Origin of the sequence: Bacteroides zoogleoformans (assembly GCF_002998435.1) — a bacterium.
In the GTDB taxonomy this organism is placed as follows: domain Bacteria; phylum Bacteroidota; class Bacteroidia; order Bacteroidales; family Bacteroidaceae; genus Bacteroides; species Bacteroides zoogleoformans.
This window is the reverse complement of sequence record NZ_CP027231.1, coordinates 2,408,774-2,423,904: the sequence shown is the minus strand read 5'-3', so window position 1 is coordinate 2,423,904 and position 15,131 is coordinate 2,408,774. Positions and strand designations below refer to the sequence as shown.

Here is a 15,131-nt window from a genome sequence, read left to right as displayed (position 1 = left end):
GGCGCTTGCTACGTATGAATATTCTTCTTGACATTTTTCAATCTTAGCCCATCCCGAGGGTGCTTTGAATGACAACGCAAAGGCAGGTCTTCTGACTTGTCGCCCGGTGGCAAACGTCTTCCCAAGAATCTCAGTGACATTGTGCTTGCCCGGAAACGCGACTTACAGCTGCAGGACAGTTCGGGATTTACGCCCGATTCCCTTTTAATCATCCGGTTGTGTGAAATTGAAAGTCCCAAGCAGGACAAAATCCAACAAACGCGATGAACCAAATGCGGTATAAAGGTATGATTTTTTCTTAAAAACAGCAAAGTTTTTTTAAGAAAAAATCATAAGTCAGCGACGCTTCGCAATAAAGAACTCTTTCATCAATCCGGCACACTCTTCTGCAAGTATTCCTTTCAGCACTGCCGTTTTGGGATGCAATGCTTGCGGCGCATAATGCAGATATCCCCGCTTCGCGTCTTCGGCGCCAAACACCAAGCGTCCCACTTGCGCCCAAGCGATGGCGCCGGCACACATCACACAAGGTTCCACCGTGACATAAAGCGTACATTCGTTCAGGTATTTCCCTCCAAGAGTCGCGGCAGCGGCAGTGATGGCCTGCATCTCGGCATGAGCCGTGACGTCGGTCAATGTTTCCGTCAAGTTATGTGCACGGGCCACGATGCGATCCTTGCATACCACTACAGCCCCCACGGGAACCTCTCCCCGCTCACCGGCCTTTTGCGCTTCAAGAAGCGCCTGCTTCATATAAAATGTATCGTCCACGAAAATATCTGATTTATTCTATCGGTTTGTCCTCATTCATTCTTGCTCCGCATATCCTCCGTATCAGCTCCGTATAACCTCCGTATATCCTCCGTATCAACTCCGTATCAACTCCGTATAACCTCCGCATAACCTCCGCTCCTATAGATACGGAGCAGGTACGGCTCCGACAGGGTTTTGATACGGCAAAGGTTCCTTCACCTCCTCATATCATGTTCGCCGAACAAGGTCGGATAATCCTCTTCCATGTTTTTATGGATGAACATGAGGATAGTCTCGCGCAGCCAACGCGACTTGTTCGTTATCTTATACTTTTCCAGATAACGGTCCACAATCCGCTGTTCTTCTTCGCTCATCAGGCAGACCATGCGCTGCTCGCGTTTCGGTTCTTCGGGCGTTGCTTTCACACACGCTTTGTCTCTCTTTCTCATTTCTTTTGCAAAATTACTTTTACTTCCGCAAAAACAAAACGAACCGGCATGTTTTTTACGCCCCGGACAACCTACAGGAATGTTTATCGAACAAATAAGGCGTCGGGACAAGAGAAAGGCTATAGTGTTTCTGCCGGCCGGTATTTTGACAGCAAATTGAAATCAACCGCTCGCCAAATCATAAGTTTTTCTTAGAATCATTTCTACTTAACGATTAAATATGTATTTTTGGGAGCCATTAAAAAACTTAGAAAAATGAAACTGAAACATTATTTTATTTTCATCCTGTTCACATTGACAACAATAGGTCTTGGTTCGTGCCACGATGATGACGACGCCATTCAGCCCGGCATAACCGGCCAAAGCTGGCAAGAAGGAAAGGCGGTAGAAATTACTCCGGGCGAAATATTGTCCGTCACATTCAATGCTGCGGCCAAATGGACGGCTACCACGAACTCTGATTGGTGCACCATACTTACTCCGTCGGGCGAAAAAGGGCCAAGCACGTTGAAGCTTTCAACAACCACCGGCACCTCCGAGGTGCGTACTTCGACCATCAGCATCAAAGTGGACGGATATTCCACCATAAACTTTGATGTAAAGCAAAACATCGGTGAAGCCCCCGCCACAGAAGACATGAAGGTCAATATCAAGGTGGCCGAGTATCTAAAAGCAAACTATCTGTGGAACGATGAATACAAGACATTGACCCTTGACTATACGAAGAATTATGAAGACTTCTTCTATGAGTCTCTGAAGTCCATGAAAACCAACACCTTGGATAAGAAGCCATACAAAGGAGATGATGGGAACACCTACTACAGGCTCTTCTCTTATATTCGAAAGAAAAACCCCGTCACCAAGACCCGTGCCAAGCTGGTGGAAAAAGAACTCAGCTATAGCTTCGGCATCACGGGCATCACTCCTTTCGGTATAGGCAAAGACTCTGTTTGCTTCGTCATACAAGGTGTATATCCCGACTCACCCGCTACGGCCGCAGACCTGAAGCGAGGCTCCATAATCGGCAAGGTAAACAATGAAAGGCTAAACGAAAGCAATTGGATAGGTAAATATTACGCATTGCAGATGCCGGATGCCATTTCATCTCTCACCTTAACGGAAATGGAGATTATAAAAGGAAAGTTGAAAGAAATCAAAAACATCAGTCTGACTTCGGACGCCATATACCTGAACCCCGTAATCACAAGCAAAGTGGCAGAGATAGACGGGCACAAGATAGGCTATTTAGTCTATTCGGAGTTCGAAGCGTCTTTCGACCAAGAACTGTTCGACGCTTTCAAGAAGTTCAAGGCTCAAAACGTCACCGATCTGATTCTGGACTTACGCTACAACGGAGGTGGAGACATCATGTCCGCCAACCTGATAGCAAGCTGTATCGCCGCCGAAGCCGCTGAAAGAAAAGTTTTTTCGAGCTTTCGCTACAATGAAGAAAGAATGAAAAAACGCGGCAACAAACGCGAGGAATGGAAGTTCGCATACCCCGACCTCTATTCCAATCTGGATGAAAAGCTGACAGAGGGCGGCCTCAGGCTGAACAAAGTATACTGCCTCGTGGGAGGAGGTACAGCTTCATCGAGTGAATTGGTAATCAACAGCCTGCGAGGAATCGATTTGGAAGTGATATTGATAGGCAAAACCACCACAGGCAAAAATGTAGGTATGGAAGTGGAAAACTTTGCTGTTGAAGGACACGTCTATGAAGTAGTGCCCATCACATTCCAAAGCTACAACGCCAAAGGATTCGGAGACTACGGGAATGGCTTCAAGCCTGACTGGAACATGGACGAGGTGGTTCCAATCAAAGTATATCCGGATTACGGCACAGACGATGAGCCTCTGTATGCCAAGGCCATCGAATTGATTACCGGAAAGATTGTGATGACGGGTAGCACCACACGCGGCACAGGCAAGACTCTGAAAGTTCAGAAAATCAAAGCTCCCGCCATATACCGCCCGGGCTATAACGGCATGCTGAAAAGATACGAGGAAGACTGATGGCCGGGCACAATCAGCTTGGCACAGCCGGAGAGGATGCCGTAGCCGAATATCTAAAGGAACACGGCTACGGCATCCTTCATCGCAACTGGCGGAAGAATCATCTGGAACTGGACATTGTTGCCGCCAAAGACGATGAGCTGATCATCGTAGAGGTGAAGACCCGCAGAAATACGGACTATATCGAGCCGCAGGATGCCGTGAACTGGCAGAAGAAGCGTCGCATTGTCATAGCCGCCGACGCCTATATCAAACACTTCGGCATAGATGCCGCCGTTCGCTTCGACATCATTACGGCCGTTGGCCAACCCGGAGCATTCAGGATAGAGCACATCAAGGATGCTTTCTATCCGCCGATGTTCGGATAGAAAGAGAATGAGACACGAAGAATCATTAATGTATATAGCATGGATATAGAAAGTGCGCGCGAATATTGCCTGAGAAAAAAAGCGGCAACGGAGGATTTACCGTTCGGCGATGACTTCCTCGTCATCAGGGTGATGGGGAAGATGTTTCTTTGCATCAACCTCAACACTCCGGACAGAATTACGATGAAGTGCGACCCCGAATATGCGCTCGAACTGCGCGAGCGTTATTCCGCCATTGAAGGGGCTTGGCACTTCAACAAGAAATATTGGAATCAGGTGTTTCTGGACGGAGATGCCGACGATAAGCTGGTGAAGCACCTGATAGACCACTCCTACGAAGAAGTTCTGAAGAATTTCACCAAGAAAATGCGTACCGAATATGAGGCCCTGCCCTGACACCTTCCCGTTCCCATTGGTCGCTTTGGATGAAACGAACTCTACCAACCAATATCTCAATACGCTCTGCAATGAGCGACAGGAGGCGATTGCGGAATTCACGACCGTTGTCGCCGAGTATCAAACAGCCGGGAAAGGCCAGCGCGGCAACACCTGGGAAGCCGAAGACGGCAAGAATCTGCTTTTCAGCTTCGTACTGTATCCCACTTTTTTGGAAGCCCGCCGGCAATTCATCCTCTCGCAAATCGTTTCTCTCGCCATCAAGGAAGAGCTCAGCCGATGGACGGACGAGATTACCATCAAATGGCCGAACGACATCTATTGGAAAGACCGGAAAATCTGCGGCATATTGATAGAGAACAACCTTGCAGGGCACGGCATCGCACGCACCATTGCCGGCATCGGAATCAATATCAATCAGGAGCTCTTCCGCAGCGATGCCCCCAACCCCGTATCATTGAAACAAATCACCGGCAAAGAGCACGACCGGCATGCCATCCTGGCTCATATCCTCCAACGAACAGAAATCTACTACAACAGCCTGCGAATGGAAAATCCCGACACCCATCCGGCCGAGATTGCCACCCGCTATGCCCGTTCCCTCTACCGCCGTCGCGGACTTCATCCCTACGAAGACGCCAATGGCAAATTCCTTGCCCGCCTGCTCCGCGTGGAGCAAGACGGGCGCCTCGTCCTGGAAGACGAAAGCGGTCGGGAACGGAAATACCTGTTTAAAGAAGTGCAATATGTGATATAGACATTGCCGGGCAGGCATGGACAAGCCATCTATAAAATGAAGGAAAAGATAACGTCAAAAAGCTCATAAATATTTTTAATAAAAGATTATTTATTATCTTTGCAAACAGAAAGGACATTTAGAAATGACACATTTCGACAAACAGAGACTAACTGAAATTGTATTATATATCTTGAACAAGACGAAAGGGTTGGATTATTACCACATCTTCAAGGTCATATATTTTGCCAATATAGTTCATTTGGCGAAGTATGGATGTCCTATGGTGTCTGATGTTTTCTGCGCTTTACCAGATGGGCCAGTTCCTTCTATTCTGTACAATTGTGTAAAAGGAGACCAATACTGCGACAAAGAATTACAGTCCATGCTGGATGATAGTATTTTAAAAGGGAGAGACGATGCCTATTATATGCTTGAAGCAAAACGTAAGTTCGATGAGACATATCTATCAAAAGCTGATATTGAAGTATTAGATAGATCCATCTCTGAAAATGCGAACCTGCCTTATGGTGATTTACGTTCAAAATCACATGGCAAAGAATGGGAACGTGCTTATGCACAGCAAGGTCGCAAAGTAATGGACGTTGTAGGCATGGCAAAAGACGGTATGGCTTCTGATGATATGATAGAGTATATCAAGGAAACTATAACCATAGAAGCAGCGTTATCATGATAAAACTTGGTAACCTACTTGGAGATATAGGCGACAGGCTTACCCAAGATAGTGTTAAAATCGGTAATGTATACTTGCTTAACCTTGATGAAGTTAATGGCATAACTCCTAAAGACAGAGACTCTACACGCAATAAATTCTTTATCGTCCTTGGTTTTGACAATGATGGAAATGTCATTGGCGGATTGGTAATAAATTCGAATATTAACTACAATCTGCCTTCAACTGTTACAGACTATCAATTACCTATAACAGTTGATCAATGTCCGTTTTTAAAACATAATTCATTTGTTAACTGTTCAAAGATAATTGTAGCCAACAAAACAAAATTCACTAAGGAATCTTATCGTGGTGAAATCTCAGACTCTGAATTGATGGGAGTTATCGTCAATACGGTAAAAGAGAGTCCAACTATAAGCAGAAAACAATTGGAAACTTTTGGAATCAAATAAACATTTGGCGGAGCAGATACCGTTTTTCAGCAATATAGTGTTCAAGCATCATTTTTTCTATCTCTATCTTCTTCGTCATGCTACTCAATACTGCATAGATACGCTTTTGATTATCCAACGAAGGTAGTATGATATTATCTTTTTCAAAGTCAGCCTTGCAAAGGTTGTTTTGCTGATACCTCCATATCTTTCACTCACAGTCTATTAGAGATTTAAATGGTTAGGTACAATCTTTTCAATCATACGGACATCCATAATGTATACGTCGGCAGTCTGACAGAACAATATAGCAATTACACTTTACGACCGCAAAATTTCTTAGCGAAAAATAAGATTCTCATTTTGAGTCGGAACTTCATCTCGCCTCCGCCTCTATCTTTCTTATCTTCTTCAATGTATTGCCGGCCTCCGTGGAAGGAAAGAGTTGGAGTACACGTTGCAGATAGGCCTTTGCCTTGGCATAATTATTAATGACCAAATCGGACAGACCGTTACGGTAACGAGCATATTGCATCCGTGTAGGAGAAGACAGCTTTCTGTAATCGTCGTCCAGTTTCTTTCTGTCTTTCTCGGCTTGCAGGTAATAATAATTGCCTAAATAGATATTGGCTTGCAGATTATCACCATCCAACAGCAACACTTTCTCATAGAGACGCAAGGCCTCCTTCTCCTTGCCGCGCATCAATTCCATCTCGGCACAAGATACCAATGCGGACACATCTTCCGGATGACGCTGCAATAATTCCTTATAGAAAAGGTAGGCCTTATCGTAGTTACGTTCTTCTTTGTAATGCGTGGCCAACTCATTGGCCAAACGGGAAACGACCGCACTGTTCTTGTCCACACCTGTCCAATAGAACATTTCTGTCTGACCCGCATCGGCATCTGCCGCTTGGCGGAATAAACTCACGGCATAGTCGTCTCTACCGGCGGAAAGGGCTTCGGAAACTTTCCGCAACAAGCCACTTGCCGACTGCGCGGAGAGAGACAACGGAGAAGAAAGAATAAACAAAGAGAATAGTAAAGTCAAGGTTTTCATTCTTAAGCAGTTTAAAAGTCCGATATATCTTATTGAATTTCAACGACAAAAATACGCATTATCACACGATTTTTCAAGAGGAGAGAATAGAAAAATGGGGAATTTTATTGTTTTATATCTCCTTTTTCTGCGTACATTTGTACACGCCTCACAGGAAAGCATTTTAATGGACTACAGAAACAGACAAATCTTGCAAATAGCATTGCCCTCCATCGTATCGAACATCACCGTTCCTCTGCTCGGGCTAATCGATGTCGGCATCGTCGGACATTTAGGTTCGCCTGCCTACATCGGTGCCATTGCCGTAGGCGGAATGCTTTTCAACATCATCTACTGGATTTTCGGCTTCTTACGCATGGGTACGGGCGGCTTGACCTCGCAAGCGTATGGGAAACGAGACTTACCGGAAACCGTACGTTTATTGCTGCGCTCCGTAGGCATAGGGCTGACAGTGGCTTTCTGTCTCATCGCGCTGCAAGTTCCCATCAGGCAAGGCGCCTTCTTACTGATTCACCCTACGAATGAAATCAAGGAACTGGCAACCCTTTATTTCCATATCTGCATCTGGGGCGCACCGGCCATGCTGGGACTATACGGCCTTACCGGCTGGTTCATCGGTATGCAGAACTCACGCATTCCCATGTACATTGCCATCACACAAAACATAATCAATATCGTCGCCAGTCTTTGTCTGGTCTATCTATGCGGAATGAAGGTAGAAGGGGTGGCTTTGGGAACACTCATCGCCCAATATGCCGGCTTCCTGATGGGGATTATGCTGTGGATGCTGCATTATGGCAGGCTGAAGAAATTCCTGAAAGTGCAGAACGGAAAATTACGAATGACAGAATGCGGCAAAAAAGAAAAGATTTGGGAGAAAGAAGCAATGTATCGTTTCTTCCAAGTGAACCGTGATATCTTTCTACGCACACTCTGTGTGGTTGCGGTCACCCTGTTCTTTACTTCGGCAGGAGCTTCGCAAGGAGAAATCATTCTGGCTGTAAACACGCTGCTGATGCAACTCTTCACACTGTTCTCGTATGTGATGGATGGCTTCGCCTATGCCGGAGAAGCATTGAGCGGCCGATATATAGGCGCCCGCAACCGGGAAGCCCTCACAGACACCATCCGACTGTTGTTCGGTTGGGGGGCCATGATGACCACACTCTTCACTTTGTTCTATATGCTGGGCGGAAACGCTTTTCTCGCCCTGCTGACAGATGACAAGGAAGTGATAGCGGCTGCCGATGCCTATTTCTATTGGGCGCTTGCCATTCCCGTTGCGGGTACCGCCGCCTTCATCTGGGACGGTGTCTTTATCGGTGCCACGGCAACACGCGGCATGCTGTTGTCCATGACAGCAGCCACCATCAGTTTCTTCGCTTTATACTATGGTTTCCATGCCATGTTAGGAAACCATGCGCTATGGCTGGCTTTCCTCGTCTATCTTTTCATGAGAGGGGCGATACAAACGAGGTTAAGCGGGAAGGTCATCAGAGATTCCTTCGCTTCCTCACCGTCCTAAAAAGGTACTGTCAATATGTGCATCGCCCAGCATCTTGGCAAACAGCCCGCCACGTTTCTGCAAATCATCGGGAGTACCTGTTTCGGCAACCTTTCCTTTTTCCAGCACAACAATCTTGTCGGCATTGGCAATGGTACGCATACGATGAGCTATGATAAGTACCGTTTTGTTGCGCACCAACTCGGATATTCCGGACTGAATACGGGTTTCATTCTCTACGTCGAGCGAAGCGGTGGCCTCATCCAATAATACAATCGGAGCATCCTTCAGCAGAGCACGAGCAATGGAGATGCGCTGACGCTCTCCACCGGAAAGTGTTTCGCCATTCTCACCGATAACCGTTTCATATCCCTGCGGCATTCTATCGACAAACTCGTCACAACATGCCAGGCGAGCAACGCGCATCACTTCCTCATCCGTAGCGTCACGCCGCCCTATACGGATATTTTCTTTGACAGAAGCATTGAACAACACCACATCTTGAAAAACAACAGAGTAGTTCTTCAATAAGACTTCCGGGTCTACCAAAGAGATATCTTGCCCGCCCAACATGATATGTCCGGACTGTATATCCCAAAAACGTGCAGCCAATTTGGCGGCTGTACTCTTCCCACTGCCCGAAGAGCCTACCAGAGCTGTAATCTCTCCTTGACGCGCTGTAAAAGAGACATTTTTCAAAACCTCTTTCCCCGTTTCATAGGCAAATGCCACTTGATTGAATTCTATATCATAGTTGCTGGGATGAAAATCCGTTGTCCCTTTCTGCACAGGCAGTGCCTCCATTTCGTTCATACGGTTGATGCGGACATCCAGATAGAACAAAGCCGCCAAGTTATTCATCACCTCATTGACCGGCGCATAAATGCGCGAGCCTATAACCATGAATATGAGATAGGTAAAGAGATCCAACATACCGACACTCAGAAGATGCGCTCCTACGATGATAACACTGGCCGGCCCCAACTTCAGGATGCTTTGCGCACCATTGACAAAAACGCCGATCAACAGTTCGTTACGGATGAGCGTTTTCTCATAAACAGAGATTCTGTCATCCAGTTTTTCCAGATAATCTTCCTCCCGATTGTAGGATTTGATTTCCTGAATGGTGTCCAATCCCTCCTGTATATGTTCGCTGACAAGACGTTTATTCAGATAATTGCTTTCGTTACGTTTACGCATTTCTCTCTTTGCCAACAAAATAACGGCAAGTGCAATCGGTACCACCCAAAACAATGCCAAAGTCAGTTGCCAATTGTAGAATGCCATACCGACGGCAATCAGGATGATACTGATGACAGAAGCAAACAACTGAGGTACGGCATGCGAGAAAGTATGTTCCAAGTCGGTGCAATCGTCCATGATGGTAGCGGTAAGATCGGAAAGATTTTTCTCCCCAAAGAAAGCAAGCGGCAGTATGCGCAACTTCTCGGCGAGAGAAATACGACGATTGGCGCTCTCCTCATAGACCGTAGTATAGGTGCTGCGATATTGCATAACGGCAAAGCCGTACATCAATATCATAAATGCGACGCCAAGCAAACTATAATAAAGGAATCCATGCACCGCCGACGCTTCCGTGCCAAGTATCGGACGCAAATAATCATCCAGGAAGAAGAAAACAAACATTGCCGGCAGCATCAAAGCAATATCCAACAAAACAGTAAAGAATGTTCCTTTACAGAAATCCTTCGCTCCTTTCCTTGAAAGAGCAAAGCGCTTTTGAATCATATCAAGCATGAGCGGCCTCCTTTCCTATTGTCCAGCAAACCGATTGCCGGTATTCATTCCACATGCGGTTGTATATTCCTTGTTTTCTTATCAGTTCGGCATGTGTGCCTTGCTCGGCTATCCGTCCCTTGTCTATCACAATAATATTATCGGCATTGATGATGCTCGTCAGACGATGGGCAATCATCAGCACCGTCTTGCCGCACATCAGCTTCTTGAGAGCCTGCTGTATCAGGTGTTCATTTTCCGGGTCGGCAAAAGCAGTAGCCTCATCCAGCACAACAATGGGAGCATTTTTGAGAATAGCTCGTGCCAAGACGATGCGTTGTTGTTCCCCACCTGAAAGATAGGTTCCTTCCACACCGATTTTAGTGTTCAGTCCGAGCGGTTGCTTGTCGATGATTTCACGACATTGTGCCATATCGACAGCTTGTTGTACCTCGTCAAGCGAAGCTTCCGGATTGGCATACCTGATATTATCCAGAAGTGTAGTCTTGAACAGTTTTGTGTTCTGGAAGACGAAAGAAATATGTTTCATCAGCACTTCCGGCTCAATGTCTCTGACATTCACACCACCTATTGACACCTCTCCCTCATCGGCATCCCAAAAACGGGGAACCAAACGGGCAATAGTGGTCTTACCCCCTCCCGAAGCACCGACCAAAGCAACCGTCTTACCTTGAGGAATAGTGAAACTCACTTTGTCGACAGCCTTTTGTGCGACACCGGGATAAGAGAACGACACTTCCTTGAAACAGATATCATATCCTTTCATCTGTTCGGGCGAAGCCGAAACCGGCAAGTTCTCATAAGAAAGTAACTTATCCAACCGGTCGATGGCCTCGCTTGCTTGTCCCAGTGCCTGATTGAGGTACATGCTTTTCATGATGTTTTGGGAAAAGACGGGGGTAATCAATACAAACAGAAAAAAATCGAGCAGCACTTCCGCATAGCCACCCGAACGTCCCATGAGGAGGACGGCCAACGGGGCAAGAAAGAATACGAATCCGTTGATGACAACTGTATAGAACGACATAGGTTTCTCCCACATCATGGTATAACCAAAGACCATCTTATTGTAATTCTCAATGCTCCGATGGAAATTCTTGAAAGAATAGATGGTCTGCTGAAAAACTTTCACCACCGGGATGCCACGCACATACTCCACCGCCTCGGTATTCATCTCTTCAAGCGAATTCATGTAGGACTGCATGAACCGACGTCCTTTGGTTCCCATCATGTATCCCATCGTCGAGAAGGCGATGATAACCGGAATGATGCAAGCCAGTCCGAGTTGCCAGTTGAAGCGGAAAATCAGTACGGTTGCTACCGGCGGAACCAGAAAGGTGGCTGACAAATCGGGTAATTGATGCGCCAAGAAGCTATGAGTGACACTTGCGTTGTCATCTATTATCTTGCGAATACGTCCGCTCGTATTGCAATCGAAGAATCCCAAAGGCATGGCGGATATACGTTGCATGGCCTCGCGCCGCAGATTGGACTCTACACGGAAGGCGGCAAGGTGCGAAGTCATCAGTGCCGCAAAGTAGAGAACAACACCGGCAACAGCCACTCCGGCTACCCACCAAGCATAGACAATGGTACGCCCGGTGACAAACATACCGCCCGCAGCCAACAAATCCTTGACAATAAGCCAAACAAGAATAAAAGGTAAAAGTCCTGCCAACGCACTGAGTGCAGACAAGAGCATAGACAGGGGTAGAAGGATTTTACGCTTACCCATGTAATGTTGCAGTTTTCTTAGTGTACTCATTTTAATAATATTTTAAATCAACGCCTTCAAAAGCGAACAACGTTTCAAAATGTTCAAAAAAAGAGAGAACCTATATTCTCATAAGCTCTCTCCAACCCGTCAATTCAAATGTGATATATTCCGCCACTATCTTTTCCGTTTCTTCCGAACCAACCTTATGCATAATCAGTTCTTCAAGCATTGTAAACATCCAGACAGTATGCAGATGAATAGAAAAATCTGTTATGTCTATATTCAGTTCTGTGTGTTTCCGTTTCATTTCCCGAAAATAATCTTTCACCAACGATGTGGATTTATCAGTAAACTCTTCCTTGAATCTTGCAAGAGAAGAACCTTGTGAACGGAAAAGCAGCAATACCAACAAAAGGCGGTATCTGCGAATCAAATCCACATATTCTCCTACCACATGGCACAAATAGGCTTCGGATCTCATATCGAATATGTCTATTCCCTGCCGACCGTGATGTTTATGCAACATACTTTCCAAGGCTCGAGTCACAGGACGAACCACCATACAGAATATTTCATCTTTCCCTTTGAAATAATTATAGATATTACTCAGTCCTACCTGTGCTTCCTCGGCAATATCGCGCATGGATGTTTTCAGGAAACCTTTTTCTTGAAACATCTTCTCCGCCGCCAGCAGAATGTCTTTCCTAATATCGTCCTTAGGTATTTGCATGATTACGCCGCAAAACAGAATATTATTATTGCAAAGAAAGAAAAGTTTTCATTACTCAACAATACCCACTTGTTGTGATTTTAACAAGAGAACATTATTCGCAGAAAAGCGTTATCTTTGTTACACCTCAAAAAGGAAACGCACTATGAAGAAAAACAAGATTGTACAAAAGAATTTTCCCGTGCAGGGCATGAGTTGCGCTTCATGCGCCGCACGGATAGACAAGACACTGAATCATCAACCCGGTGTCAGCAAGGCTGCCGTGAACTACGTTTCGGGAATGGCAACCGTGGAATACGACAGCACGCAATGTTCGCCCGAAACCTTGCAGAAGGCCGTGCAGGATGCCGGATATGACCTGCTTATTGCTCAAGACAAGCATACGCTCGAAGAGGCCGAACAAGCCCACGACAAAAGATACGCCACCCTGAAGTTCCGCACCACATGGGCCATTGTGCTGTCTCTCCCCGTTGTGGTGATAGGCATGTTCTTCATGAACATGCCATACGCCAACCTCGTGATGTGGGCACTCTCCACTCCCGTCGTCTTTTGGTTGGGCAGCGGCTTCTTCGTGAATGCATGGAAGCATATGAGGCATGGCGGTACCAATATGGACACGCTGGTTGCATACAGCACCGGCATAGCCTATCTGTTCAGCCTCTTCAACATGCTCTTTCCCGACTTCTGGCTGGTCAGAGGCATTCATCCGCACGTTTACTTCGAAGCGGCAAGCGTCATCATAGCCTTCATCCTGCTGGGGAGGCTGCTGGAAGAGAAAGCCAAAGGGAACACGTCGTCCGCCATCAAAAAGCTGATGGGGCTGCAACCAAAGACGGTAGTCACCGTCTCTCCATCGGGCGAACAGAAGGAGGTGCCCATCGAACAGATACAGCCCGGCGACATCGTCCGGGTGAGGCCGGGTGAGCGCATTGCCGTAGACGGCATCGTGACGGAGGGAACTTCTTACGTGGACGAAAGCATGCTGAGCGGCGAACCTATAGCCGTGGCCAAGCAGAAGGATGCCAAGGTTTTCGCCGGCACAATCAACCGGACAGGCAGTTTCCTGTTTCGGGCCGAGAAGGTGGGGACAGATACTTTGCTCGCCAAAATCATCCACATGGTGCAAGATGCCCAAGGAAGCAAAGCACCGGTGCAGCAATTGGTAGATAAAGTTGCCGGGATATTCGTACCCGCCATCATCGCCATTGCCGTATTCGCATTCGGCGTATGGCTGATATTCGACATCGAGAACGGCTTTACGCACGGGCTGCTGGCACTCGTCACCGTGCTCATCATTGCCTGCCCCTGTGCCCTGGGACTGGCCACGCCTACCGCAATCATGGTAGGAATAGGCAAAGGGGCAGAAAGCGGCATACTGATAAAAGACGCAGAAAGCTTGGAAACAGCCCGACAGATAGACACCGTCGTTCTGGACAAGACCGGAACCGTAACCGAAGGCCGACCGACGGTCAGCTCCTTCACATTAGGCGGGCACGCAACCGAAGCGGCAGGCATCTTACATGGCTTGGAGAGGCTGTCCGAACATCCGCTTGCCGAAGCCGTGGTGCAACACCTCAAAGAGACAACTCCCACCGCCATCGAACACTTTGAGAGCGTCACTGGCAAAGGCGTCAGAGGAGAAGTGCAAGGCCGCACCTACTATGCCGGCAACCTGAAACTGCTGGAAGAGAACCGCATCGCCATCAGTCGAAACTTATCCGACGAAGCTGCCCGCCTGACGGCAGACGGTCAAACCGTCATTTGGCTGGCCGACGAAAAAGAAGCATTGGCCGTGGCCGGCATAACCGACCGGATAAAAGAGACATCCGTCCGGGCCGTCAACGAACTGCGCTCCGCCGGCATCGAAGTGTACATGCTGACGGGAGACAACGAAGCCACCGCCCGCGAAATAGCCCGTAAAGCCGGAATAGCCCACTACAAGGCTGACGTGCTGCCGCAGGATAAAGCCGCCTTCATCGCCCGGCTGCAAAAAGAGGGCCGGAAAGTGGCCATGGCAGGCGACGGCATCAACGACAGCGCCGCCCTTGCCCAAGCCGACTTGAGCATTGCCATGGGAGGTGGAAGCGACATCGCCATGGATGTGGCCGGTATGACCATCATCTCGTCCGACCTGACCAAGATACCCGAAGCATTCAAACTGTCGAAGCTCACCGTGCGCACCATCCGCCAGAACCTGTTTTGGGCATTCATCTATAATATAATAAGCGTACCCATTGCGGCAGGCCTGCTCTATCCCATCAACGGCTTCCTGCTAAACCCGATGATAGCCGGTGCGGCCATGGCCTTCAGCAGCGTCAGCGTGGTGAGCAACAGCTTGCGGCTGAAAAGAAAGAAAATCCGGACGGAGCATAGCCACAAACCAATGCCGAACAAGGAGCAAAACAGCTTTCCACATCCGTCCGAGGGCAACCTTACAGGCCGGAATTAATTGCAGGGGGAGATAAAAAAATGAACCTGTATGTTTTTTATACACTCCCTTTGCACTATCTTTGCCGAAA

15 protein-coding genes and 1 riboswitch are annotated in these 15,131 nt (G+C 47.4%); of the genes, 8 read left to right on the top strand and 7 right to left on the bottom strand.

The features are described 5' to 3' along the window. Positions 1 to 64: 64 nt before the first annotated feature. A riboswitch (cobalamin riboswitch) is annotated at positions 65 to 254 on the bottom strand. Between the two features lie 82 nt (positions 255 to 336). After that, a complete protein-coding gene (locus tag C4H11_RS10005; RefSeq protein WP_106041677.1) occupies positions 337 to 753 on the bottom strand; it encodes a nucleoside deaminase in 417 nt (138 codons plus the stop codon). Positions 754 to 968: 215 nt separating this feature from the next. Beyond that, positions 969 to 1,202: a hypothetical protein gene (locus C4H11_RS10000; protein ID WP_106041675.1), complete on the bottom strand. Its 234-nt coding sequence runs from the start codon at positions 1,200 to 1,202 to the stop codon at positions 969 to 971. Between the two features lie 255 nt (positions 1,203 to 1,457). Here C4H11_RS10000 and C4H11_RS09995 point away from each other — a divergent pair, with 255 nt between their 5' ends. The 6 genes from C4H11_RS09995 (at position 1,458) to C4H11_RS09970 (ending at position 5,864) form a co-directional block, all read left to right on the top strand. Then, positions 1,458 to 3,218 (top strand): S41 family peptidase, encoded by a 1,761-nt coding sequence (locus C4H11_RS09995; protein ID WP_106041673.1) that lies wholly within the window; start codon positions 1,458 to 1,460, stop codon positions 3,216 to 3,218. Beyond that, positions 3,218 to 3,586 (top strand): YraN family protein, encoded by a 369-nt coding sequence (locus C4H11_RS09990; protein ID WP_106041671.1) that lies wholly within the window; start codon positions 3,218 to 3,220, stop codon positions 3,584 to 3,586. Before C4H11_RS09995 ends, C4H11_RS09990 begins: the two co-directional genes overlap by 1 nt. Positions 3,587 to 3,625: 39 nt before the next feature. Beyond that, the gene (locus C4H11_RS09985) at positions 3,626 to 3,982 is read left to right on the top strand and encodes an MmcQ/YjbR family DNA-binding protein (RefSeq protein WP_106041669.1); all 357 of its coding nucleotides are present in this window, start codon (positions 3,626 to 3,628) and stop codon (positions 3,980 to 3,982) included. Beyond that, positions 3,966 to 4,739 (top strand): biotin--[acetyl-CoA-carboxylase] ligase, encoded by a 774-nt coding sequence (locus C4H11_RS09980; protein ID WP_106041667.1) that lies wholly within the window; start codon positions 3,966 to 3,968, stop codon positions 4,737 to 4,739. The genes C4H11_RS09985 and C4H11_RS09980 overlap by 17 nt, the downstream gene beginning before the upstream one ends. Positions 4,740 to 4,863: 124 nt before the next feature. Then, entirely contained in the window at positions 4,864 to 5,412 is a 549-nt protein-coding gene (locus C4H11_RS09975; protein ID WP_106041665.1) for a Panacea domain-containing protein, read from the top strand. Further along, positions 5,409 to 5,864 carry a hypothetical protein gene (locus C4H11_RS09970; RefSeq protein WP_106041663.1) on the top strand — a complete coding sequence of 152 codons (456 nt, stop codon included), beginning with the start codon at positions 5,409 to 5,411 and terminating at the stop codon, positions 5,862 to 5,864. The genes C4H11_RS09975 and C4H11_RS09970 overlap by 4 nt, the downstream gene beginning before the upstream one ends. Here the strand turns inward: C4H11_RS09970 and C4H11_RS14475 are convergent. Together C4H11_RS14475 and C4H11_RS09960 are read right to left on the bottom strand one after the other, a co-directional pair. Further along, the gene (locus C4H11_RS14475) at positions 5,857 to 5,982 is read right to left on the bottom strand and encodes a restriction endonuclease subunit S domain-containing protein (RefSeq protein ID WP_234819816.1); all 126 of its coding nucleotides are present in this window, start codon (positions 5,980 to 5,982) and stop codon (positions 5,857 to 5,859) included. The genes C4H11_RS09970 and C4H11_RS14475 overlap by 8 nt on opposite strands. Before the next feature lie 237 nt (positions 5,983 to 6,219). Further along, positions 6,220 to 6,903, bottom strand: a complete 684-nt coding sequence (locus tag C4H11_RS09960) for a tetratricopeptide repeat protein (RefSeq protein WP_106041658.1) — start codon at positions 6,901 to 6,903, stop codon at positions 6,220 to 6,222. A 166-nt stretch (positions 6,904 to 7,069) separates the two neighbouring features. Here C4H11_RS09960 and C4H11_RS09955 point away from each other — a divergent pair, with 166 nt between their 5' ends. Further along, a complete protein-coding gene (locus C4H11_RS09955) occupies positions 7,070 to 8,428 on the top strand; it encodes an MATE family efflux transporter (RefSeq protein ID WP_106041656.1) in 1,359 nt (452 codons plus the stop codon). Here the strand turns inward: C4H11_RS09955 and C4H11_RS09950 are convergent. The 3 genes from C4H11_RS09950 to C4H11_RS09940 all read right to left on the bottom strand — a co-directional run bounded on the left by C4H11_RS09950 (position 8,417) and on the right by C4H11_RS09940 (position 12,612). Next, positions 8,417 to 10,165 carry an ABC transporter ATP-binding protein gene (locus tag C4H11_RS09950; RefSeq protein ID WP_106041654.1) on the bottom strand — a complete coding sequence of 583 codons (1,749 nt, stop codon included), beginning with the start codon at positions 10,163 to 10,165 and terminating at the stop codon, positions 8,417 to 8,419. The genes C4H11_RS09955 and C4H11_RS09950 overlap by 12 nt on opposite strands. Next, positions 10,158 to 11,930, bottom strand: a complete 1,773-nt coding sequence (locus C4H11_RS09945) for an ABC transporter ATP-binding protein (protein WP_106041652.1) — start codon at positions 11,928 to 11,930, stop codon at positions 10,158 to 10,160. The genes C4H11_RS09950 and C4H11_RS09945 overlap by 8 nt, the downstream gene beginning before the upstream one ends. 70 nt (positions 11,931 to 12,000) lie before the next feature. Then, entirely contained in the window at positions 12,001 to 12,612 is a 612-nt protein-coding gene (locus tag C4H11_RS09940; protein ID WP_106041650.1) for a TetR/AcrR family transcriptional regulator, read from the bottom strand. 145 nt (positions 12,613 to 12,757) lie between these two features. Here C4H11_RS09940 and C4H11_RS09935 point away from each other — a divergent pair, with 145 nt between their 5' ends. After that, entirely contained in the window at positions 12,758 to 15,061 is a 2,304-nt protein-coding gene (locus C4H11_RS09935) for a heavy metal translocating P-type ATPase (protein ID WP_106041648.1), read from the top strand. The last annotated feature ends 70 nt before the right edge of the window (positions 15,062 to 15,131 follow it).

Coding starts and splice junctions, on each gene's coding strand:
- C4H11_RS10005 (WP_106041677.1), bottom strand. CDS start 753: ATGAAGCAGGCGCTTCTTGAAGCGCAAAAGGCCGGTGAGCGGGGAGAG.
- C4H11_RS10000 (WP_106041675.1), bottom strand. CDS start 1,202: ATGAGAAAGAGAGACAAAGCGTGTGTGAAAGCAACGCCCGAAGAACCG.
- C4H11_RS09995 (WP_106041673.1), top strand. CDS start 1,458: ATGAAACTGAAACATTATTTTATTTTCATCCTGTTCACATTGACAACA.
- C4H11_RS09990 (WP_106041671.1), top strand. CDS start 3,218: ATGGCCGGGCACAATCAGCTTGGCACAGCCGGAGAGGATGCCGTAGCC.
- C4H11_RS09985 (WP_106041669.1), top strand. CDS start 3,626: ATGGATATAGAAAGTGCGCGCGAATATTGCCTGAGAAAAAAAGCGGCA.
- C4H11_RS09980 (WP_106041667.1), top strand. CDS start 3,966: ATGAGGCCCTGCCCTGACACCTTCCCGTTCCCATTGGTCGCTTTGGAT.
- C4H11_RS09975 (WP_106041665.1), top strand. CDS start 4,864: ATGACACATTTCGACAAACAGAGACTAACTGAAATTGTATTATATATC.
- C4H11_RS09970 (WP_106041663.1), top strand. CDS start 5,409: ATGATAAAACTTGGTAACCTACTTGGAGATATAGGCGACAGGCTTACC.
- C4H11_RS09960 (WP_106041658.1), bottom strand. CDS start 6,903: ATGAAAACCTTGACTTTACTATTCTCTTTGTTTATTCTTTCTTCTCCG.
- C4H11_RS09955 (WP_106041656.1), top strand. CDS start 7,070: ATGGACTACAGAAACAGACAAATCTTGCAAATAGCATTGCCCTCCATC.
- C4H11_RS09950 (WP_106041654.1), bottom strand. CDS start 10,165: ATGCTTGATATGATTCAAAAGCGCTTTGCTCTTTCAAGGAAAGGAGCG.
- C4H11_RS09945 (WP_106041652.1), bottom strand. CDS start 11,930: ATGAGTACACTAAGAAAACTGCAACATTACATGGGTAAGCGTAAAATC.
- C4H11_RS09940 (WP_106041650.1), bottom strand. CDS start 12,612: ATGCAAATACCTAAGGACGATATTAGGAAAGACATTCTGCTGGCGGCG.
- C4H11_RS09935 (WP_106041648.1), top strand. CDS start 12,758: ATGAAGAAAAACAAGATTGTACAAAAGAATTTTCCCGTGCAGGGCATG.